General features: G+C 62.4%; 22 protein-coding genes. 9 read left to right on the forward strand and 13 right to left on the reverse strand.

Annotated elements, in window-relative coordinates; all coding sequences use genetic code 11:
- Nucleotides 1–83 precede the first annotated feature (83 nt).
- The 3 genes from RF638_RS10520 to RF638_RS10530 form a co-directional block, all read right to left on the reverse strand.
- A complete protein-coding gene (locus RF638_RS10520) occupies nt 84–950 on the reverse strand; it encodes an ABC transporter ATP-binding protein (RefSeq protein WP_368841998.1) in 867 nt (288 codons plus the stop codon).
- 205 nt (nt 951–1,155) lie between these two features.
- Nucleotides 1,156–1,707, reverse strand: coding sequence for a DUF2231 domain-containing protein (locus RF638_RS10525; protein WP_095797934.1), 552 nt, complete (start codon nt 1,705–1,707; stop codon nt 1,156–1,158).
- 169 nt (nt 1,708–1,876) lie between these two features.
- Nucleotides 1,877–2,383 (reverse strand): DoxX family membrane protein, encoded by a 507-nt coding sequence (locus RF638_RS10530; protein ID WP_095797935.1) that lies wholly within the window; start codon nt 2,381–2,383, stop codon nt 1,877–1,879.
- A 94-nt stretch (nt 2,384–2,477) separates the two neighbouring features.
- On the opposite strand from RF638_RS10530, the gene RF638_RS10535 reads away from it, so the two are divergent.
- Together RF638_RS10535 and RF638_RS10540 are read left to right on the forward strand one after the other, a co-directional pair.
- Nucleotides 2,478–3,080, forward strand: a complete 603-nt coding sequence (locus RF638_RS10535) for a TetR/AcrR family transcriptional regulator (protein ID WP_095797936.1) — start codon at nt 2,478–2,480, stop codon at nt 3,078–3,080.
- Between the two features lie 257 nt (nt 3,081–3,337).
- Nucleotides 3,338–3,700 (forward strand): YciI family protein, encoded by a 363-nt coding sequence (locus RF638_RS10540; RefSeq protein WP_095797937.1) that lies wholly within the window; start codon nt 3,338–3,340, stop codon nt 3,698–3,700.
- Nucleotides 3,701–3,794: 94 nt separating this feature from the next.
- Here the strand turns inward: RF638_RS10540 and RF638_RS10545 are convergent, their stop codons facing one another.
- On the reverse strand, nt 3,795–5,651 hold the full coding sequence (locus tag RF638_RS10545) for an excinuclease ABC subunit UvrA (RefSeq protein ID WP_259916774.1): 1,857 nt from the start codon (nt 5,649–5,651) through the stop codon (nt 3,795–3,797).
- A gap of 702 nt (nt 5,652–6,353) precedes the next feature.
- Between RF638_RS10545 and RF638_RS10550 the strand changes: the two genes are divergently transcribed.
- Nucleotides 6,354–6,788: a DUF3054 domain-containing protein gene (locus tag RF638_RS10550; RefSeq protein WP_259916742.1), complete on the forward strand. Its 435-nt coding sequence runs from the start codon at nt 6,354–6,356 to the stop codon at nt 6,786–6,788.
- A 30-nt stretch (nt 6,789–6,818) separates the two neighbouring features.
- A complete protein-coding gene (locus RF638_RS10555) occupies nt 6,819–7,097 on the forward strand; it encodes an Lrp/AsnC family transcriptional regulator (RefSeq protein ID WP_095797940.1) in 279 nt (92 codons plus the stop codon).
- A gap of 86 nt (nt 7,098–7,183) precedes the next feature.
- On the opposite strand, the gene trpD is transcribed toward RF638_RS10555, so the two are convergent.
- A complete protein-coding gene (gene trpD / locus RF638_RS10560; protein WP_259916747.1) occupies nt 7,184–8,242 on the reverse strand; it encodes an anthranilate phosphoribosyltransferase in 1,059 nt (352 codons plus the stop codon).
- 179 nt (nt 8,243–8,421) lie between these two features.
- On the opposite strand from trpD, the gene RF638_RS10565 reads away from it, so the two are divergent.
- The 4 genes from RF638_RS10565 (at nt 8,422) to RF638_RS10580 (ending at nt 12,750) form a co-directional block, all read left to right on the forward strand.
- Nucleotides 8,422–9,060 (forward strand): heme-copper oxidase subunit III, encoded by a 639-nt coding sequence (locus tag RF638_RS10565; protein ID WP_095797942.1) that lies wholly within the window; start codon nt 8,422–8,424, stop codon nt 9,058–9,060.
- A 60-nt stretch (nt 9,061–9,120) separates the two neighbouring features.
- Nucleotides 9,121–9,912: a c-type cytochrome gene (locus RF638_RS10570; RefSeq protein ID WP_368842001.1), complete on the forward strand. Its 792-nt coding sequence runs from the start codon at nt 9,121–9,123 to the stop codon at nt 9,910–9,912.
- A gap of 61 nt (nt 9,913–9,973) precedes the next feature.
- Complete coding sequence (locus RF638_RS10575) at nt 9,974–11,080, forward strand: ubiquinol-cytochrome c reductase iron-sulfur subunit (protein ID WP_095797944.1); 1,107 nt, start codon at nt 9,974–9,976, stop codon at nt 11,078–11,080.
- Nucleotides 11,080–12,750 (forward strand): ubiquinol-cytochrome c reductase cytochrome b subunit, encoded by a 1,671-nt coding sequence (locus RF638_RS10580; RefSeq protein ID WP_259916755.1) that lies wholly within the window; start codon nt 11,080–11,082, stop codon nt 12,748–12,750. The genes RF638_RS10575 and RF638_RS10580 overlap by 1 nt, the downstream gene beginning before the upstream one ends.
- A 66-nt stretch (nt 12,751–12,816) precedes the next feature.
- On the opposite strand, the gene RF638_RS10585 is transcribed toward RF638_RS10580, so the two are convergent.
- The 7 genes from RF638_RS10585 to RF638_RS10615 all read right to left on the reverse strand — a co-directional run bounded on the left by RF638_RS10585 (nt 12,817) and on the right by RF638_RS10615 (nt 19,802).
- Nucleotides 12,817–13,476, reverse strand: coding sequence for a dihydrofolate reductase family protein (locus RF638_RS10585; protein ID WP_368842002.1), 660 nt, complete (start codon nt 13,474–13,476; stop codon nt 12,817–12,819).
- Between the two features lie 123 nt (nt 13,477–13,599).
- The gene (locus RF638_RS10590; protein ID WP_259916760.1) at nt 13,600–14,244 is read right to left on the reverse strand and encodes a polysaccharide deacetylase family protein; all 645 of its coding nucleotides are present in this window, start codon (nt 14,242–14,244) and stop codon (nt 13,600–13,602) included.
- A 417-nt stretch (nt 14,245–14,661) separates the two neighbouring features.
- Nucleotides 14,662–15,066 carry a cytochrome c oxidase subunit 4 gene (locus RF638_RS10595; protein WP_129699364.1) on the reverse strand — a complete coding sequence of 135 codons (405 nt, stop codon included), beginning with the start codon at nt 15,064–15,066 and terminating at the stop codon, nt 14,662–14,664.
- Entirely contained in the window at nt 15,063–16,784 is a 1,722-nt protein-coding gene (gene ctaD, locus RF638_RS10600; protein ID WP_259916763.1) for a cytochrome c oxidase subunit I, read from the reverse strand. Before ctaD ends, RF638_RS10595 begins: the two co-directional genes overlap by 4 nt.
- Before the next feature lie 10 nt (nt 16,785–16,794).
- Nucleotides 16,795–17,658, reverse strand: coding sequence for a cytochrome c oxidase subunit II (gene coxB, locus RF638_RS10605; RefSeq protein WP_254049359.1), 864 nt, complete (start codon nt 17,656–17,658; stop codon nt 16,795–16,797).
- A gap of 282 nt (nt 17,659–17,940) precedes the next feature.
- Entirely contained in the window at nt 17,941–18,309 is a 369-nt protein-coding gene (locus RF638_RS10610; RefSeq protein WP_095797950.1) for an iron-sulfur cluster assembly accessory protein, read from the reverse strand.
- Nucleotides 18,310–18,389: 80 nt separating this feature from the next.
- The gene (locus RF638_RS10615; protein WP_129699359.1) at nt 18,390–19,802 is read right to left on the reverse strand and encodes a dipeptidase; all 1,413 of its coding nucleotides are present in this window, start codon (nt 19,800–19,802) and stop codon (nt 18,390–18,392) included.
- A gap of 85 nt (nt 19,803–19,887) precedes the next feature.
- Here RF638_RS10615 and RF638_RS10620 point away from each other — a divergent pair, with 85 nt between their 5' ends.
- Nucleotides 19,888–20,484, forward strand: a complete 597-nt coding sequence (locus RF638_RS10620) for a DUF3043 domain-containing protein (protein ID WP_095797952.1) — start codon at nt 19,888–19,890, stop codon at nt 20,482–20,484.
- Nucleotides 20,485–20,588: 104 nt separating this feature from the next.
- Here RF638_RS10620 and RF638_RS10625 read toward each other — a convergent pair whose 3' ends face one another.
- On the reverse strand, nt 20,589–21,683 hold the full coding sequence (locus RF638_RS10625) for a quinone-dependent dihydroorotate dehydrogenase (protein WP_259916770.1): 1,095 nt from the start codon (nt 21,681–21,683) through the stop codon (nt 20,589–20,591).
- Nucleotides 21,684–21,713 lie beyond the last annotated feature (30 nt).

A 21,713-nucleotide genomic window follows, 5' to 3' on the forward strand; every position in this document is an offset into this window, starting at 1 on the left:
GTGTGCAGTGCGAGTAGGCCGGTCGAGAGACTCGGGGCCCGAAAACTGGGTGTGGGGTAGCCCGAAATGGGCGGGGTGTGGCGTTAGTGGCGGTGGGTGTCGACGCCCAGGCCGGAGAGCAGCGTCAGGCGCATTCGGCCCAGTTGTTCGTCGCTGCGATTACGCGGGCGGTCGCCGGGCACGGTGAAGACGTGCGCGATCGACGCCGCCGTCTCGCGCGGCTTGCGGCCCAGCACGACGATGCGGTCGGCCAGCTGAAGTGCCTCGTCCACATCGTGGGTCACGAGCAGGACTGTGGTCGGGTGGGCCTCGTGGACCTGCAGCAGCAGATCCTGCATCTTGAGGCGGGTCAGCGCGTCCAGGGCGCCGAAGGGCTCATCGAGCAGCAGCACACCGGGGCGTCGCGCTAACGCCCGTGCCAGCGAAGTGCGCTGAGCCATGCCGCCGGACACTTCCCGCGGACGCAGGTGGGCGAAATCGGCGAGCTCGACCAGTTCCAGGAGCTTCTCGACACGTTCCTGGCCCTCGGCCTTGGGGGTTCCTTGCGGCAGTCCCAGTTCCACGTTCTTGTGGATGTTCTGCCAGGGGAGGAGGCGCGGCTCCTGGAAGGCGACGGCGCAGCGGTCGTCGATTCCGTTCACTGGCGTTCCGTCGATCAGAACGGTTCCCTGGGTGGGCGCGTCCAGACCTGATGCTGCGCGCAGCAGCGTGGACTTACCGGAGCCGCTGGGGCCGAGAATGGCGAGAACCTCACCGGGGACGACGTCCAGGGTGATGTCTTTGAGCACCACGTGCGGTTCGTTGCCGTTCTTGCCCGGGAAGGCCCGGCAGACATTGTCGAAGCGAACTGAGAGGGCCTCGGAGCTCCGCTGGTGTTTTCTCGGCGAGGCGGATCCGGTGTCGGTTGCGGCTTCTTCAGCGCGAACGGACGTGCTGGCATCAAGAGACATGGTGTAATCACTCCATCGGTCCTGGCGGTAGCACCTTGCACGAAGCCGGTTGCTGCGGCGTCACAGATCCAGGTCTCTCGGCCGCTCGGGATGGTCGCTCAAAAGTAACGCGGGAGTGTGGCGCGCGCCAAATTGCCCGAAATATGACCGGTCATGGAGTGAGTTTCTTGGGTCTCCGGAGGCGGTTGTTCGCCTCTTTGGACGGTTACTTCACTGCCCGCAGCGTGGGTCCCTCCTGCTCCACGTTGACCCCCATGGAGTATGTGAGGTGTCCACCCAGGAAGCCACCCACTGTCATGACACCCAGTCCGGCCAAGCCCAGCAGCTTGCCGGGAGTGTGGTGTCCGGTCACCCGTGCAAGAAGCGACCCGGAGTACAGCAAGACGGTCACGTCCATGGTCGCCGCGTGGACGAATCCCACGCGACTGGTCGCACCCTTAGTGGTCTGCCAATCGTGCAGACCGGTGGCCGCCGTGGGGATTGCACTGAGCACGCCAACGCCCACCAGGATGGCTGATGCATCCTCTAGCTCCTCGCCACCCAAGACATCTAAGAGTGCCGACATGCTCCACGCGCCGATGGGGATATCGGTCAGCATGGGATGCAGCGGATGGCCCAGGAAATCCCCGCTCAGTACCTTGCTCACCATCGGTTGTTTCATGATGGGGCCGGCATTTTCCTTGGCGAAGGCGATGACGGAGTCCAGCGAGTTCGTCTGTTCGATCCGGTCGGTGAGCTGCTGCAATGCTTTGATCACGGGGTGCCTCCTGGGCGTTCCATTCTCGACACCGCGTGGCCGGGACGCTGGAAGCGCACGGTGCCTTGGGTCACTTGATCGGCCGTGAACTCACTCTAAGCGTGCTGAGGAAACTTGGGTAGGGTCCGGAGACAGACTCGTGCATCGAGGCACAGATTGAGCATCCTCGCTAAGAGTTCACGATGACCTCTTCAGATGACCGTCGCCCGGCATCCCGGCCGATTCGCCGTCGATCACGAAAATGTGGGACCGCTACAGCCAAGGTGGCCGCCAGGAAAACGATCTGAATCAGGGTCCGGGGGAGCAGCGCTTCCATGGGGCCGCTCGTGAGGCCGGAAACTGCGGCGTAAACGTTCGCCGGGAACATGGCGACCAGCATGAGCGCTAGCCCTCCGGCGGCCCACGGTGCAGTTCGGGACCATAGCAGGCCGAGGGTGCCGAGCAGTTCCAGTACGCCGGTCACCGTCACGAGTAGCTCGGGCGCTGGGAGGGCAGGCGGGACCATTTCGATCATTTCCGCACGCATTCCAACGAAGTGGACTACGCCGGTCATGAAGAACATCGCCGCCAGACCGCCGCGCAAGGCGATTCGCCACGGTCTCAAACGACTGAACCGTGCCATGCCGGCCGCTCGCACTGCGAGTGTGACCACTACAAGAACAATCAGGGGTTCCATAACGTCTTCCTTCCGAAGTGTCAATCTAGACACTGTCAGGATGCGCTCGCGATCCAGTCTTGTCAATGACTAGATAGGTGGATAGTCTCAAAGAGTGAAGACGACAAAGCCGTACCATCACGGCGATCTCGCACGGGCGATACTGAGTGCCGCGGTGGCCGTGATTACCGAATCTGGTCCCGAGCGACTTAGCATGCGCGATCTGGCAAGGCGCGCTGGCGTATCCCATGCGGCGCCGGCACATCATTTCGGCGACAAGGCCGGGCTGTTGACTGCCCTGGCCACGCAGGGATTCGAACTTCTTGCCGAGGCGCTCGACGCGGAACAGCAGCGCAGCGGCGATTTCCTCGAAGTGGGCGTGGCTTATGTGCGCTTTGCGGTCGACCATCGAGCTCACTTCGAGGTGATGTTCCGCCCTGATCTCTATCGGGCAGGCGACACCGGGGTAGTGGCGGCCCGGCAGCGTGCAACCAACGCGCTGTATGGCGGCGTCGAAAACATGCCCTCCGAGCAAAGAGGTGATCGCGATGTCCACGTCGGAGGGGTTGCTGCATGGTCACTCGTGCACGGATTCGCCACGCTGTGGCTGAACAACGCCTTGCCGCCGTGGCTGGGTGAAGACCCCGAGGCCGCAGCACGCGATATCGCGAGGCTGCTCTTTTCGTCGCCAAGTTCCGAACCAACAACGGGCAGCTGAGGCATCGCTGATCGGACTGACAGCACTCACGTGATGGGAGCCCGGTCCGGCGATCGAGGGGAGCGCCAGCCCAGAGGCATCCTCGCGTTCGAACGACCTACTTTACATAATGTACATTATCGGTCAAAGGTTGATCTGGGCGGTTCCCGGGTTCCACACCTCTAGATACGTGCGGCCCTCACGATGGTTGGATCTCTGATGGAAGCACTCGCAGTCGTCTTCACTGTGCGAGCGACAGACCCGCGAAAGGTTCACCCGTGGCCCAGTACATGATTTCCGTTTTCCACGAGCCTGGCGTTCAGAACGCCGGCACCGCTTATCAAGACGACGCCGCCTTACAGGCCGCCTTCGCGGCCGTCGCCGAGTTCAACGCCGGACTTCAAGCAGCAGGACAATTCGTTTACGCCTGTGGCTTGATGCCTCCGGAATCCAGCCACACCGTGGATGCCACCGGCACGACACCGTCCGTGACCCCCGGGCCGTTTTCCGTGTCGTCAGCGTCGATCGGTGGTTTCTGGATTGTCGAGGCGCTTGACGAAACAGTGGCCATCGATCTGGCAACCCGGGCATCGGCGGCCTGCGGTCAGAAGGTTGAACTGCGGCCGCTCCAGGCGGGCTAGTCCCCCGGCAACTCTCCATAAATAACGTTTGCCCTAGTCAGACCGTAAATAGGCCGCCTGACTGGGGCAAACGTCGTCGTTCCCGGAGACTTGGTCAGGCGCCCACGTACTCCGCGAGGTGCTGGCCCGTGAGGGTCGATTTCTCGGCCACGAGATCTGCGGGTGTGCCCTCGAAAACGATCCGCCCGCCGTCGTGACCTGCACCGGGACCCAAATCGATGATCCAATCCGCGTGCGCCATGACGGCCTGGTGATGCTCGACCACGATCACCGACTTGCCCGAGTCGACCAGGCGGTCCAGCATGCCCAGGAGACGCTCGACGTCGGCGAGGTGGAGGCCCGTGGTGGGCTCGTCCAGGATGTAGACGCCACCCTTCTCCCCCATGCGCGTGGCCAACTTGAGGCGCTGGCGTTCACCGCCGGACAGCGTGGTGAGCGGCTGACCCACCTTCACGTAGCCCAAGCCGACGTCCGAGAGACGCTCGAGGATCTTGACTGCGGCTGGCGTACGAGCGTCGCCGTCGGCAAAGTACTCGAGGGCATCCGAGACGGACATCGAGAACACCTCGCTGATGTTCTTGCCGTCCACCTCGAACTCGAGAACTGCCGGCTGGAACCGCTTGCCCTCGCAGTCATCACACGTGGAGGTGACGCCCTCCATCATGCCCAGATCCGTGTAAATCACACCGGCGCCCTTACACGTGGGGCATGCGCCTTCGGAATTGGGACTGAACAGCGCGGGCTTCTCACCGTTGACCTTGGCGAACGTCTTGCGAATGGAATCCAACAGGCCCGTGTAGGTCGCGGGATTACTGCGACGGGACCCGCGGATCGCACTCTGATCGATGGACACGATGTCCTGGTTGTCCGGGAGCGATCCGTGCACCAGTGAACTCTTGCCCGAACCGGCCACGCCCGTGATCACGGTGAGCACGCCCAGCGGAATGTCCACGTCCACGTTGTCCAGATTGTGCGAGGTGGCCCCGCGGATCTCGAGCTGGCCCGTGGGTTTGCGGAACGATTCCTTGAGCGCGATCTGATCGTCCAAGTGGCGGCCGGTATTGGTGTCACTCCCCCGCAGCTCGTCCACGGTGCCCTCGAAGCAAATGGTGCCGCCGTCCGTGCCGGCGCCGGGTCCGAGATCCACCACGTGGTCGGCGATCGCAATGGTTTCGGGCTTGTGCTCCACGACGAGCACGGTGTTGCCCTTGTCCCGCAGCTCCAACAGCAGCTCGTTCATCTGGCGGATGTCATGGGGATGCAGGCCGATGGTCGGTTCATCGAACACGTAGGTGACATCGGTCAGCGGCGAGCCCAGGTGCCGGATCATTTTGGCGCGCTGAGACTCACCGCCGGACAGCGTGCTGGTGGGGCGATCCAGTGACAGGTAGCCCAGTCCGATTCGCACGAACGAATCCAGCGTGGCGGTCAGTCCATCGAGCAGGGGCTTCATGGACGGGTAATCCAGGCCGCGGACCCACTGGGCGAGATCCGTGATCTGCATGGCGCACGCATCGGCGATGCTCACGCCTTCGATCTTCGCGTTGCGCGCGCCCGCCGCCAACCGCGTGCCCTCACATTCCGGGCACGCCTTGAACGTGACGGCGCGGTCCACGAACTCCCGCACGTGGGTCTGCATGGCCTCGCGGTCCTTGTTCAACATGGACTTCTGGATCCGAGGGATCAGGCCTTCGAAGGTCATGTTGATGCCCTCGACCTTGACCTTCACGGGCTCCATGTGGAGGAAGTCGTGGAGCTGCTTGTCCGTGAAGTCCTTGATGGGCTTGTCGCCGGGGAAGAACTCGAGCCCGCCGTACAGGCGCACGTTCCACCCGCCCTTGTTGTAGCCGGGAACGGTGATGGCGCCATCCTTGATGGACAGGTTCTCGTCATAGAGTTCGCGTAAGTCGAGATCGGAAACCTTACCCATGCCTTCACAGCGAGGGCACATGCCGCCGGTGATGGAGAAGGTCTTCTTTTCCTTCTTCTGGTTGCCGCGTTCCACCGTGACCGCTCCGGCGCCGCTGACCGAGGGAATGTTGAAGGCAAAGGCCTTGGGCCCGCCGATATGCGGTTCCGCCAAGCGAGAGAACACGATACGCAGCATCGCGTTGACGTCTGTGGCGGTGCCCACCGTGGAGCGCGGATTCGCGCCCATGGGTTCCTGATCCACCATGATGGCGGTGGTGATGCCCTCCAGCATGTCGACCTCGGGTCGACCGACCGTGGGCATCATGCCCTGCAGGAAGGCACTGTAGGTTTCATTGATCAGCCGCTGCGACTCCGCGGCCACGGTGCCGAACACCAAGGAGCTCTTACCCGAGCCGGAGACGCCCGTGAAAACGGTGAGTCGGCGCTTGGGGATGTCCACACTTACGTCCCGGAGGTTGTTCTCGCGGGCACCTCGCACTCGGATCAGATCGTGGGTGTCGGCCGCGTGCTCGGGGGCCGCATCGGTTGTGCTCACCGTGTCTCCAGTGGTTGGCGAAGTGCCCTCGAGGTTACGACGGCGCTCGGCAGTTTATCCCGCCGGTGTCACTTGAACACACCCATAGTTGCGGTGGCTAAAGTCGATTGTTTCAAGCGATAGTTCATACTATTACAGAAACGTTCACGTAAAAGTTCAGGTATGACCCGGGCCTAGACTGGGACTATGTCTCGATCTGCGCCGTCCTCCACGTCTACATCCCCCACTCCGGTCAACGGAACCTCTCCCCCGCGATCCGGTTCCCATCGCTGGCCGTTGTTCCTGATCGCGGACCTGGTCCTCGTGACGATCTTCGCGGCGCTGGGCCGCAACGCCCACGAACAAAGCCCTTGGGGTGCGTTGGAAACGGCTTGGCCGTTCCTTGTCGGAGCCCTCGTGGGCTGGGTTCTCACCCGGGCGCACCGGCGTCCTGCAGCGCTGTTCCCAACCGGCGTGGTCGTCTGGTTGTCGGCTGAGATCATCGGCATGCTGTTGCGCATGCTGACGGGCCAGGGCACTGCCCTCGCGTTCGTCCTGGTGAGCCTGGGTGTCCTGGGCTTGTTCCTCCTGGGGTACCGATTGATCGTGCTCCTGGTCGGCCGCTCACTCCGCAATCGATAGGCTGAAGACAAACGTCGAGAAAGGACTCACATGCTGACCGCAATCGTGCTGATCAAGACATCCGCAGACCGCATTCCCGAGGTGGCCCAGGACATCTCCAACATCAAGGGCATCACCGAGGTCTACTCGGTCACTGGTGATTGGGATCTGATCGCCATGGTCCGCGTGCGCGAGCACGAACGGCTGGCCGATGTGATCGCAGACCAGCTGTCCAAGGTGAAGGGCGTGGTTTCGACCAACACCAACATCGCCTTCCGCGCCTACAGTGAGCACGATCTGGACGCCGCGTTCTCCTTGGGTATCGACTAACCGGAATCAAGCCACCAACGACCGACGCCGCCCGCCCGGGAAAACCCGGCCGAGCGGCGTCGTCGTAGTTAACGAAGGTGCGGGACCTAAGCCGTCCTGGCGAACTGGACCCAGCGATCCAGGATGGCCTGCGCGGAACCTGAGTCAATGGATTCAGCAGCGCGAGCGATGGCTTGGGCGAAACGGTCGTGGAACTCGCCGTCAGCGTTCTCGTCCACGGCCATCAGGCCCGCGGCCGAGTTGAGCAGCACCGCGTTGCGAATATGACCCGGGGTACCGGCGAGAACGTCGCGAACGACCCCCGCGTTGTACTGGGCATCCTGGCCGCGCAGATCTTCGATGGTCGCGCGCGGCATGTCGAAATCGAGTGGTTCGAGCGAATGTTCCGTGATCTGACCGTCACGAACTTCCCACACGTCCGACGGCGCCGTGACCGTGAGCTCGTCCAGGCCGTCTCCCCCGCGGAAGACCAACGCTCGGTCCCCACGATTCTGAAACACGCCGGCCATCAGGGGTGCCAGTGCGGCGTCTGCAACGCCAATCGCCGAGGCCTTGACCTTGGCCGGGTTGGTAATGGGCCCCAGGAAATTGAACGCGGTGGCCACGCCGAGTGCCTTACGGGCCACGGCCGCGAACCGCATGGACGGGTGGAAGGTCTGGGCGAACAGGAACGTGATACCCACGTCCGACGCCGCCTTCTCCACCTTGTCGATGGGCATGTCCAGTTGAACGCCCAGGGCTTCCAGGACATCGGCCGAGCCGGACTTCGACGACGACGCCCTGTTGCCGTGTTTGACCACGCGCACCCCGGCGCCGGCGCACACGAGAGCGGACATGGTTGAAATATTCACGCTCGACAGCCGGTCTCCCCCGGTGCCCACGATGTCCAACGCGGGCGCCGGAACATTTACCGCCCGCGCGTGCTCAACCATGGCATCGGCGAGACCGTTGAGTTCCGCGACCGTCTCACCCTTGGTGCGCAGCGCCATGAGGAACCCGGCGATCACGGCGTCGGGCACTTCGCCGTTCATGATGGTGTCCATCGCCCAATAGGACTCATCCCAGGTGAGATCCTCGCCACGCGAGAGCGAGGTCAGAAGATTCGGCCAGTGCATGCTTGTTTGGGAGCCAGTTGAGGTAGTCACAATTCGACTCTACCGCCAGATTCCGGCTCTGCACGAAGCCGCCGAAGCGGGGCGATTTCGGTTCCTTAATAAGAGGAGCACTGAAATAAGTTGCAAGAGAAGCAGCTGACTCGCGACACGGCACCTCCAGAAGGGCCCGGTGGTTGGTTCGGGGAGAGTTTTGGCGACATAATGTCTCTGTGACAACTGCAACCCATACCCCAGCCAAACCGGTAGGCGCGAACATCAATCGCCCCAACCTCACTTCCGTGGGCACCATCGTGTGGCTCTCGTCCGAAGTGATGTTCTTCGCCGGTCTTTTCGCCATGTACTTCACCCTCCGCGCAACGTCTCCGGAGCTGTGGGAAGAACAGACTGCGATGCTCAACGTCCCGCTGGCGTTGATCAACACCATCATCTTGGTGCTCAGCTCTGTGACCTGCCAGTTCGGAGTGTTCGCCGCTGAGCGTCTCCAGCCCCGCCGTACCGGCGGCATCTTCCAGTTCACCAAGTGGGGAATGACCGAATGGTTTGCTCTCACTTTCTTGATGGGTGCCGTCTTCGTCTCCGTACAGGTGTACGAGTACGCGGTGCTGGTTTCCGAAGGTGTGACCATTGCGGCCAACGCATACGGCTCCGCCTTCTACATCACCACCGGTTTCCACGCGATCCACGTGACCGGCGGTCTGATCGCATTCCTCTTCATCATGGGCCGCGCCTTCGTTGCCAAACGGTTCGGACACTACGAGGCCACCTCGGCCATCGTGGTCTCCTACTACTGGCACTTCGTGGACGTCGTCTGGATCGTCCTGTTCATCCTGGTCTACTTCATTCAGTAGCCAGCTGGAACGACCCACCCCATCCCAGTCTCCAAGTACCGAGTAAAAGGAACGTTTGACGTGAAGGCACTCTCACAAAAGCGCCGCCATCCCCTGGCAGTCCTCGCACTGCTCGTCATGGCTTTGCTTCTCACCGGTGGACTCTATGCAGTTGCCACAACCACCAACGAAGCCAAGGCCGAGACCACGACCTACTCGGCACTGGACATTGAAGAAGGCCAGAAGCTCTTCCTGGCCAACTGCTCTACCTGCCACGGCCTGAACGCCGAAGGCACCGAGGCCGGCCCCAGCCTCATCGGTGTGGGCGCCGCGTCCGTCGACTTCCAGGTCGGCACCGGCCGCATGCCCATGCAGATGCAGGGCCCCCAGGCACAGGTCAAGCCGGAACAGTTCAATGAAGAACAGACCAAGCAGCTTGCCGGCTACGTAGCATCGCTGGGTGCCGGACCCGCCATCCCCGAGGACGAGTACCTGGACGTCACCAAGGGTGACTCCGCCAACGGTGCCAAGGTCTTCCTGGCCAACTGCGCCATGTGCCACAACGCCGCCGGCGCCGGTGGTGCATTGACACGCGGCAAGTACGCTCCCTCCCTGATGGGCGTCGACGAGGCCCACATTTACGAGGCCATGCAGACCGGCCCCCAGAACATGCCGGTGTTCAATGACGCCAACATCACTCCCGAGGAAAAGCGTGACGTGATCACCTACATCAAGGCGTTGGACAACAACACCGACCCGGGTGGATTCAACCTCGGCTCGCTCGGCCCGGTTTCTGAAGGTCTCATGATCTGGAGCATCGGTCTGGCCGTGGTCATCGGCTTCACCGTCTGGCTCACTTCCCGCTCCGCCTGAGAGCGTCTGCCGGCTCACCCCGGCAACCTGACACAGCATTATTCAAAGCATCAAGAGAAGAATGAGGGACCACATGGGCGACCATCGTGACGGCACTCCCCAGCACAGCGGGGCGGTTGTCACCTCGGACGGAGCGGCTAAGAATCAGTTCCCCGACCCGGGACTTCCGCCGCACCGTCCGCGTGTGACAGACGTTGACCCCAAAGCTGCTAAGCGTGCCGAACGGCAGGTAGTACTGCTGTTCATCATCTCGATCCTCGGATCAATTCTGTTCTTCATCGCGTACTTCGGTATTCGAGTCGACGGACCGATCTACGACGTGGTGAATACGGAGCCCACCAGCCAGCTGCGCCTGCAGAACCTGCTGCTGGGCCTCGGCATTGCGCTGGGCATGTTCGGTATTGGTATTGGCGTTGTGCAGTGGGCACGAACCCTCATGCCGGACCACGAATTAGTCGAGGAACGTCACGACGTTCGTACCGAGGAGCAGCGTGCAGAGGCTCAGGAAATCCTGACCACCATTTACGACGAGTCCGGCATCAAGCGCCGTCCGCTCCTTCGTAACACGCTGATCGGCGCCGCTATCCTGGCTCCGCTCCCCTTCGTCGGTTTGCTCCGCGACTTGGGTCCTACCGACCTCACGGTTCTGCGCCACACCATCTGGGACGAAGGAATCCGCCTGGTGCGCGACCCCTCCGGTACCCCGATCAAGGCTTCGGACGTCACCCTGGGCTCCGCGTTCCACGTGGTCCCCGAGAACCTCTCCGAACTGGGCCACCACGACGGTTACTTGGACGAGAAGGCCAAGGCCGTTGTGCTGCTCATGCGACTCGACCCGGACAAGGTGAACGTCTCTGCCGACCGTGAAGACTGGAACGTGGACGGCATCTTCGCCTACTCCAAGGTCTGCACCCACGTCGGTTGCCCCATCGCATTGTACGAGCAGCACACTCATCACCTGCTGTGCCCGTGCCACCAATCGACCTTCGACCTCACGAACGAGTGTGAAGTGATCTTCGGCCCGGCATCGCGTCCGCTGCCCCAGCTGCCCATTACCGTTGATTCCGAGGGATACCTCGTTGCGCGTAGTGACTTCCACGAGCCCGTGGGACCCACCTACTCGCAGCGCGGATTCGCAGTCCGAGATATGCAGGGTGAGGCAAACTGATGTCATCTACTACTGATTACGAGTACCAGCCCCGCACACGCTCCGGGCGGATCGCTAACTTCGTGGACACCCGTGCGGGTGTCTCTCCCATGGTCAAGGAATTCGGTCGCAAGATCTTCCCGGACCACTGGACCTTCATGTTCGGTGAGGTCGCGCTCTACAGCTTCGTCATCCTGCTGCTGTCGGGCACGTTCCTGGCGTTCTGGTTCGACCCCACCATGACCTCCATGGAGTATCACGGCAGCTACGTCCCCATGCAGGGCGTGGAAATGTCCGGTGCGTACGCGTCGTCCTTGAACATCTCGTTCGACATCCGCGGTGGCTTGTTCCTGCGTCAGCTGCACCACTGGTCGGCGCTCATGTTCGTAATGGCACTGTCCGTGCACATGTTGCGCGTGTTCTTCACCGGAGCGTTCCGACGCCCCCGCGAACTTAACTGGGTGGTCGGTTGCGTGCTGTTCCTGCTGGCGATCGTGGCCGGTTTCTCCGGCTACTCCCTCCCGGATGACGTTCTGTCCGGTAACGGTTTGCGCATTGCTGACGCCATGTTGAAGGCCATCCCCGTGGTGGGTACCTACATGTCGATGTTCATGTTCGGTGGCGAGTTCCCCGGACTGGCCATCATCGGTCGTCTGTACATTGCCCACGTCCTGATCATCCCCGCGTTGATCCTGGTCATGATCGTCGTGCACTTGTTCATGGTCGTCGTGCACAAGCACACCCAGTACCCGGGTCCGGGGCGCACCGAGGACAACGTGGTCGGCTTCCCGGTCGGTCCTGTCTACGCCGCGAAAGCCGGTGGTTTCTTCTTCATCGTGTTTGGTATTTTGGCGCTCTTGGCTGGTACCACCACCATCAACGCCATCTGGAACTACGGTCCGTACGACCCATCACCTGTGCAGGCAGGTTCGCAGCCTGACTTCTACATGGGTTTCCCGGACGGCGCTCTGCGACTCATGCCGGGTTCCTGGCCCTTCTCCTGGGAGTTCACCATTTTCGGCTGGGTTCTCCCGATGGCCATTCTTCTCCCGCTAATCCCCATCGCTCTGCTGTTCGTCGCGATGTTCGCCTACCCCTGGATCGAACGTTGGGTCACCAAGGACAACCGCGTCCACAACGTGCTGGATCGCCCGCGTAACGCGCCGTTCCGTACCGCAATTGGTGCTGCGGCTGTCACGTTTTACGCCGTCCAGATGATGGCCGCGAGTTCCGACCTCATCGCCACGCACTTCCATGTGGGTCTGAACGACGTTACGTATTGGCTCCGCGCCGCATACTTCCTCGGCCCGATCCTCGCGTTCATCATTGCTCGACGGATGTGCCTGGCTCTGCAGCGTAAGGACCGTGAGATCGTGCTGCATGGTCGCGAGTCCGGCAGGATTCAGGCGCTGCCCCACGGCGAGTTCGTGGAGGTTCATGAGCCATTGGACGAGTACAAGCGCTACCGTCTGGTCAACTTTGAGGACCAGCAGGTACAGCCCGCCCGTGCCAACGTCAAGGGCAAGGTGACCGGAAGCGAGAAGCTCCGCGGCCGCCTGAGCCGCTGGTTCTTCGAGGACCGCGTCGCCCCGGTGACTCCCCACGAGCTCGACACTGCGCACGGTCACCACGATGACCACGCTCACGAGGCCGTTGGTGCAGGGTCCCACAAGGCTCAGCTCGACAAGTAATCGGATGATCCGCTAGATCGTCCAGAAGGAAGCCCCCGAGGTGCCTCGGGGGCTTCCTTCGTATCTTTACTCCCCTACCCGGCGTGTGAAGGTCAGATGGATGACACCCGATCCAGAGACCACAGATTCAATAGTGAACCGATCCTCAAGTCCTTCCAGACCCTCCCAGAGCCGTTCCCCGCGTCCGAGCAGTATGGGAACCACCACGATGTGCATCTGGTCGATCAGATCGGCTTGGAGAAACTCTCGGACTGTCGTGGTGCCGCCGCCGATCCGGACATCTTTGCCTTCCGCCAGTTGGCGAGCCCGACGCAACGCTTCAGGCGGATCCGCATTGACGAAATAGAACGTTGTTCCACCTTCCATCTCGCGTGGGAGCCGGGGGTAGTGGGTCAGGACCACTACGGGTGTGTGGAATGGCGGATCGTCTCCCCACCACCCGCGCCATTCCTCGTTCTCCCATGGACCTCTGGATGGGGCGAACTTGTTCCGCCCCATGATCTCCACCCCGATGTCCTCGGCCCAATTACTGGCAAACGCGTCGTCTACGCCCACGGTCGGCTCCTCGCGGCCGTGGAACCCCATGCGTTGGAACGTGCGGGTGGGCAGGGCCCAACGCAGCAGACGCTCCCCTGCGTGTCCGAAGGGAGCCTCGAGGGACTGGCTTTCGCCTACTCCGAATCCATCGAGTGAAATGGAGAAATTGTGAACTCTTACGCGTGACATACGACCTCCTGGTCGTTGGGCCACGATCGATGGAGAGTGGTCGTAGCCGAAGTGAGTTCGGCCGTGTTGGCCGCCAGGCTGCGGAAGGGCTGAGCCTATGACGCGTTCGCCTTGGCGCCGATGCTAGTCCTGTTCCGCTTCGGTCGGAAGGACGTCCGAAAGCCGGGCAAAGCTCATTCCGCGCTCTCGAAGGACGGGCAGAGCGGCTGTGACACCAGCGGCCGTGCCACCCGAGGGATGGTTGGAGTGCGCGAGAAGGATGTCTCCTGGTTCCATGCCCACCAATCGGTCAGTGACAGAAGGTGCGGGCAGTGTGCCACCGTCGTCGCCATTGCGGTTGAAATTGACGACGAGCAACCCCAAGGACCGGGCGATCTCCGCCGACACATCATCCAGATGAGCGGTCCCCGATCGGAAGAAAGTGGGAGTGGCCCCGGTTCGCTCTTCGATCAGCTTCTGTGCGCCCATGATCTCGTCGTAGACGGCTGCGGCGTCCGTCGTGCCAGCAATGCCGTAGGCAGATGCACCAGACACGGACAGTGGCTGGTGTGCCGTACCGTGATTGGCAATCTCGAACAGCGGATCGGCCGCCAGTTCCTCGGTGAGGGCCGGATTCGCTTCTACCCATCGACCGGCCAGGAAGAATGTGGCGGCGGTTCCAGAGCCGCGCAATGCCTTCACCAGGGCCTCGTCCAGAGTGTCGCCTCCGGGCCCGCCACAGCAATCAAAGGTCAGAGCAACAGGTTCCGTTCCTTCGGGCAGGGACATTGCTACCCCGGGTACGTCGATCCCCCAGGAATTTGGAGCTCGAGAACCGTACTCGGCGACGACTTCCTCTCGCGACAGGACTGGAGCCGTCGGTGACGGTGCGGCGGATGAAGCCTCAGGGCTCGACCTCGGGGGAACCGAAGCTTGTTCCTGCGTTGTATCCGTACGCGTCGCGCAACCCGCGACAGTGACCGCGCCAACTCCCAGGGCCACGGTCATGAGAGAGCGTCTGGTCAACCGGGATTCCACTGTCCTGTCCACGCCTTCTACTCTATCCACCCCTGCGTTCTCTCAGGCAGGACAGTGACGCAGGCGCGCGAGAATGGCGGGGCCCACGCTCCATGATCCGAGAACGGCACAGAGAAGCCCTCCTCGTCCGAAGACGAGGAGGGCTTCTCAGGGAATAGAACGGTTACATCAGTGAGCGTGGTCTCCGCGGGAATGCTCGAAGATCAGGCCGAACAGGCCCAGGATCACGACCGGCACGGACAGACCAATGATCCACCAACCAACGGCGAGAGCCAGGACGAAGATCGCGCAACCGATACCCAGCAGAAGCGGCCACCAGCTCCACGGGGAGAAGGCTCCGTAGTCCCCCGACATCTCCACGATCTCGCCGTCTTCACGGTCTTCCGGAAGCATGGCACCGGTGGAACGATCCACGAGCCAGAGGTAGATCGCGAGCATGAAACTCATGGCTGCAACGGCCAGCAACGCCGGGAACCCGGCCAGTTCCTGGAAACCGGTGAGGTATCCGTAGACCATGCCTACGACCGCGCAGAAGACGCCCAGGAGGATGAACGTTTTGATAGTGGTTTTCATCGACCGGTCCTTCCAGATCCGCCGACGAGCGGCTGTTCTGCATCGTACTGCTGGCTGGAGAACGCTGCCAGCTCGGGGTGGTGCAGGTCCAAAGCGGGTCGCTCGGAACGGATGCGGGGCAGGGACGTGAAGTTGTGACGCGGGGGCGGGCAAGAGGTTGCCCACTCCAGGGAGCCGCCGAAGCCCCAGGGATCATCAACTTCGACCTTCTTGGCGTTACGCGCAGTCGTGTACACGTTCCAGAAGAACGGAATCATCGAGATACCGAGGAGGATCGAGCCCCACGTGGAGAACTGGTTCATCCAGGTGAAACCGTCCTCGGGCATGTAGTCCGCATAACGGCGAGGCATGCCGTCAACGCCCAGCCAGTGCTGGATGAGGAAGGTCATGTGGAAGCCGACGAACAGCAGCCAGAAGTGGATCTTGCCGATGCGCTCGTTGAGCATCTTGCCGGTGAACTTGGGCCACCAGAAGTAGAAGCCGGCGAACATGCCGAACACGATGGTTCCGAAGATCACGTAGTGGAAGTGCGCCACCACGAAGTACGTATCGGAGACGTGGAAGTCCAACGGCGGGGTGGCCAGGATGATACCGGTCAAACCACCGAACAGGAAGGTGAAGAGGAAGCCCAGCACCCACAGGATGGGTGTCTCGAAGGTGAGCGACCCTTGCCACATGGTGCCGATCCAGTTGAAGAACTTCACACCGGTTGGCACCGCGATCATCATGGTCATGAACGAGAAGAACCCGAGAGCCACGGCACCGGTCACGTACATGTGGTGCGCCCACACGGTCACGGACAGGGCAGCAATGGCGATGGTCGCGAAGACCAGGCCCTTGTACCCGAAGATCGGTTTGCGGGAGAACACCGGGATGATCTCGGAGACGATGCCGAAGAACGGCAGAGCGAGCACGTACACCTCGGGGTGACCGAAGAACCAGAACAGGTGCTGCCACAAGATGGCACCACCGTTCTCCGGGTCGAAGATGTGACCACCGAGCCGTCGATCCATACCCAGTGCGAATAGCGCGGCTGCCAGCGGCGGGAAGATCATGATGATCAGCAAGGACGTGATCAGCGTGGTCCAGGTGAAGACGGGCATACGCCACATGGTCATACCCGGTGCGCGCATGCACAGGATGGTGGTGATGAAGTTGACGCCACCCATGATGGTGCCGAAGCCCTGCAGGACCAGGCCGAAGACCCATAGGTCACCACCGACCCCTGGACTGAACGTTGTGCTGTTCAGTGGCGCGTACGCGAACCAGCCAAAGGACGCGGCGCCTTGGGGGGTTACGAAGCCGGCAACGGCGATCAGGGAGCCGAACAGGAAGAACCAGAACGCCAGGGCGTTCAGACGGGGGAACGCGACGTCGGGGGCGCCCAGCTGAAGCGGGACGATGACGTTGGCGAAACCGACGAACAGCGGAGTACCGAACATCAGCAACATGATGGTGCCGTGCATGGTGAACAGCTGGTTGTACTGTTCCTTGGTCTCCAGGATCTGCATGCCCGGATCGAAGAGCTCCGCGCGGATCAGCAGCGCCATGACGCCACCGACACAGAAGAAGATGAAGGACGCGATCAGGTACATGTACCCGATGGTCTTGTGGTCAGTGGAGGTGAGCCAATTGACGATCACCTTGCCCTTTGACCTAGGCACAACACGGGGAGCGACCGTGGTCGCTTCGTCCCGCGAATATTCGAGCGTAGACATTGCCTATCCCCTAGTTGTTGGACGTTTCGTTTTGGTTCGGGTTGCGGTTGTACTCGTCCCCGACGGAGCCAGTGTTGCCCTCGCTGCGCAGCTGTTCCATCTGAGCGTCGTACTCTTCCTGGCTCACAACGGCAACGTTGAAGAGCATTTCGGAGTGGTACTCGCCGCAGAGCTCGGCGCACTTGCCGGCGAAGACACCCTCGCGACCGGTGGTGAAGCTCATGTAGTTGGTGCGCTCGGGGAACATGTCGATCTTCTCGAGGAAGGCGGGAACCCAGAAGGAGTGGATCACGTCACGGGACTTGATCTCGAGCTCGACCTTGCTGTCCACCGGGAGGTACAGGGTGGGGAGGGTTTCCTCCACGCCTTCCTCACCGGTCAGGTGCGCCTGAACGCCCTGGTAGTAGACGTCGTCATCGAGGTAGTTGAAGTCCCATGCCCACTGCTTGCCGTACACCTGAACGGTGACGTCAGGGTTGTCGTGGCGCGCCGTGATGGCCGTCTGTGCCCGCTCCGAGAAGAAGAACAGGGACACGATCAAAGCGATCGGGACGATGGTGTAGAACACCTCGAGCGGTGCGTGGTAGGCCAACTGACGGGGGTAACCGGTCTCGTTCTTGCGACGACGGTAAGCGATCATGCACCAGAGCATGAGGCCCCAGGTGACCAGACCCACTGCCAGTGCTGCTACCCACGAACCGATCCACAGATCAATGATGTGGTCCGCGTTGTCAGTGGTGCCACGCTCGGTGGGCAAGAAGCCCATCTTCGCTTGTTCGGAGCAAGCGGTGAGCGTGGTCGCAGCCAGGACTGCCACTGCCGAGGCCTTGAGCATCCGGCTTCGGCGGCTGCCGGATCGAGTTTGCGAACTCACAGACGGCCCTTCCTCTTCTTTGTGTGGGCTACGTAGCTGCTTCTGCGCTGGGCAGAGGGCATACGTGGCCCGTTAATAATTCTCCCTTGAGAGCTTACCTCTCGACCGGCACTTCTGGTGACACTGTGTCACCGTGCCGTGTCGCCTTTTCCGGCCGATCAGGTCACCTTCTCGGACGTGCCGCACACGCACCGCGAGAAGTAGGAGAGAACAACAGAAAACGGGGTGAATCCAGTGCGACGTGGCACTGGATTCACCCCGCTCAGGAGTGGTTGGGACTGCTTAGTGGAAGGAGTCACCGCAGGCGCAGGAACCGCCGGCATTAGGGTTGTCGATCGAGAAGCCCTGCTTGGAGATGCTGTCCTCGAAGTCAACGGTGGAGCCGTTGAGGTACGGGACGCTCATCTTGTCCACGATGACCTCCACGCCGTCGAAATCGCGGGTGCTATCGCCGTCGAGGACCCGCTCGTCGAAGTAGAGCTGGTAGATCAGGCCCGAGCAACCGCCGGGCTGAACGGCCACGCGCAACCGAAGGTCCGTACGACCTTCCTGGTTCAGGAGATCGCGAACCTTCTGCGCGGCGACATCGGTCAACTGGACCTCGTGGGTCGGCATTTCTTGGGTGGTCTCGTTTTCGGTGGTGACGCTCATGGTGCTCGCTTTCTGTCCAACCGGGAGCGGTTCGCTGAGACGAACCTTTCGTTAATCTTCAAACGTTGCGGGCGCGGGAATCATTCCGCGTTTGCGCGGCCCTGTTCGGCCAGCGCGGCCAACACGAGAGCCTCTGCAGTCACTGCGTGGAGGAAATCCCCGATGTGCAGTGATTCGTTGGCGCTGTGGGCCCGGGTGTCCGGATCCTCGATTCCCGTGATGAGGATCTGGGCATCAGGGTACGCCTTGGTGAGGGTCGCCGTAAACGGGATGGAGCCTCCCATGCCGGATTTCACGGCCGGCCGCCCCCAGGCCTGTTCGAAAGCCCACAAGGCGATCTGGGAACTGACGGCTTGCGTGTCCGCACGGAAGGAGGGTCCGGCTTCTTCCACCGAGAAGCTCACGTCTGCACCGAACGGCGCGTGATCCTCGATGTGCCGGCGGAGGGCCTCCCCCGCGTCCTTGGGGTTCTGGCCCGGGGCGATCCGCAGGCTGAGCTTGGCACGCACGGTTGCGGCAATCGAGTTCGACGCGGTGGCCACGTCCGTCACGTCGATGCCCGTCACGGACAGTGCCGGCTTGGTCCAGAGCCGGGAGGCAATGGAACCAGTGCCGGCCAACTGCACGCCGTCGAGCACTCCAGCGTCCGCCCGGAAGCGGTCTTCCTCGTAGTCCACTTCCACGTCGTCCTCGGAGAGCAAACCCGCTACCGCAACGGCGCCGTCGTCGTCGTGAAGGGTGGCAATCAGGCGGGCGAGCAGTGTGGGCGCGTCCAGCACGGGACCGCCGTAAATACCTGAGTGGACGGAGTGGTCCAGAACCGACAGCTCGACAATGCCTCCGACCACGCCGCGCAAACTGGTGGTCAGGGCCGGAACCCCGACCTCCCAGTTGGCCGAATCGGCGATCACGATGACGTCCGCCGCGAGCTGCTCACGATACTCGCGCAGGAAATCCTCGAAACCGGGCGAACCGACCTCTTCCTCGCCCTCGATGAACACGGCAACACCCAGTGACGGTTCCTCGCCGGTGTGCTCGAAGAACGCCCGCAAGGCACCGATGTGGGCCATGACTCCGGCCTTGTCGTCCGCGGCGCCCCGGCCCCACAGTCGGCCATCCTTCTCGACGGCTTCGAACGGTTCGGTGTTCCACAGCTCGCGTTTGCCCGGAGGCTGCACGTCGTGGTGGGCGTACAGAAGAATGGTCGGGTATCCCGGTGCCGGAGCCGTGCGAGCCACAACCGCAGGGTGCCCGGGCTGATCGCCCTGAGCCACGCGCAGGATCTCAACGCTGTCGAACGGCAGTTCCGACAGCAGACCCTTGACGGCTTCCGCGCTGCGCTCCAGATCGGCGGGATCGAAAGAATCCCAGGCCACACTCGGTATCGCCACGAGCTCGGAGAGCTCCCCCAGTAATTTGTCACGGGATCCGTTGACGGTTTCCCGCAGCGCATCGATGGTGTCCTGGCTCGGTGGAGTGAACTCGGTACTCATGGCCCCAACACTATCGCCGCGCCCCGGTTACGCGCCGAAGGCACCGCGATGCCGCGTCTCGCGCGGACTCCGCTATCCTGGATCGGTGTTTGGACGCAAGAAAGCAGATGAATCCACGGGATCAACGGCCGTAGGCGCCTCGAGCGAGCCGGTGGAAACCGCTCCCACCGATGGCCGCAAGGGTCGACCCACTCCTAGCCGCAAGGAACAGGAAGCCGCGCGCAAGCGCCCTCTGGTCCCCGCCGACCGTAAGATCGCCAAGGCCGAATCACGTCAGGCAGAACGTGAACGCCGCGCCGTGGCACAGGCGGGCATGGCCGCAGGTGACGAGCGCTACCTCGGCCCACGCGATCGCGGCCCGCAGCGCCGCTTCGCCCGAGATTGGATCGACTCACGCTTCAATATCGGCGAGTTCGTCCTGATTTTCCTGATCCTCATGTTGTTCATCCTGTTCCTGCCCAACCAGGCGATCGGGTTGACCTTCATCTGGATCATGTACGGCTACATCGCCCTGTGCGTGATCGACGCCATCATCACCACGACCCGGATGCAGTCCGCAATGCGCCGGAAGTTCGGCGAGGTCCAACGGGGAACCCGCTGGTACGCCGCGATGCGCACCTTCACCATCCGCCGTCTTCGCCTGCCCAAGCCGCAGGTTCGCCGCGGAGAACGCCCCGCCTAGGCCCTACCCTTCTCATCTGCAACAGCACACGGGACCCGCACCACATCGGTGCGGGTCCCGTTGCTTTGCGCGTCACTCTGCACTCGAGAGTGAACGCTCAATCGTCAGCCACGAACGCGGCGCGCGGCCTTTTTGAGTCCACGGTTGATCCTGGCGGCCCAGAACGGCCCTTCGTACAGGAACGCGGTGTAGCCCTGCACGAGATCCGCACCGGCATCGAGACGTTCGATCACGTCCTCGGGGGTGGTCACCCCACCCACGGAGATCAGGGTCAGCCGGTCCCCCGCGTGCTGGTGCAGCATTTTCAGAACGTCCAGCGAACGACGCCGCACTGTTCGCCCGGACAGCCCGCCCGCACCACACGCGGCGACCTCGTCCTCGGTGCTACGCAGCCCCAGGCCCTCGCGGGCAATGGTCGTGTTGGTGGCCACGATGCCGTCCAGTCCCAGGTCGAGGGCCAGTTCGGCGACCGCCTGGACGTCCGCATCGGCCAGGTCGGGCGCGATCTTGACCAGCAGGGGCACATGGCGCCCGGTGACGGCCGAAGACTCCTCACGCACAGCGGTGAGCAGTGGCCGTAACGAATCAAGTTCCTGCAGTTGCCGCAGTCCAGGGGTGTTGGGCGAGGACACATTGACCACCAGGTAATCGGCGTACGGGGCCAGGGCGCGAGTGCTCGTGACGTAGTCCCCCACGGCATTCTCGAGATCGACCACCTTGGTCTTACCGATGTTCACACCCACGATGGGTCGCTCGAGTCCGGTCTTCAGTGCCTGTTCGCTGAGTGATTGCAGGGCCGCAGCAACGCGCGGCGCGACCGCCGCCGCGCCGTCGTTGTTGAATCCCATGCGGTTGATCACCGCGCGGTCCTTAATCAGGCGGAACAGGCGGGGCTTGGGATTCCCAGGCTGTGGCTGGCCCGTGACGGTGCCGATCTCCACGTGACCGAACCCGAGGTCCGTGAGCGCGTGGGTCCCAGTGGCACCTTTGTCGAAACCGGCGGCCAGACCGAAGGCGGACGGGAAACGCAGTCCCATGACCTCCACTGCGCTTCCGGGATCGGGCCGGGTGACCTTGTTCAGAACGGAGCCGAGGCCACTGCGGTGCACCGCCTTGATGCCGGCAAAACCGAGGGTGTGGGCAAGTTCCGCATCCATCCAGGAGAACGCGACTTTGAAGAACGTGGGGTACAAGCGCATGGTCTCAGTTTTACATACGGTCCCAACCCT

The organism is Kocuria sp. CPCC 205235 (assembly GCF_040980905.1).
Classification (GTDB): domain Bacteria; phylum Actinomycetota; class Actinomycetes; order Actinomycetales; family Micrococcaceae; genus Kocuria; species Kocuria carniphila.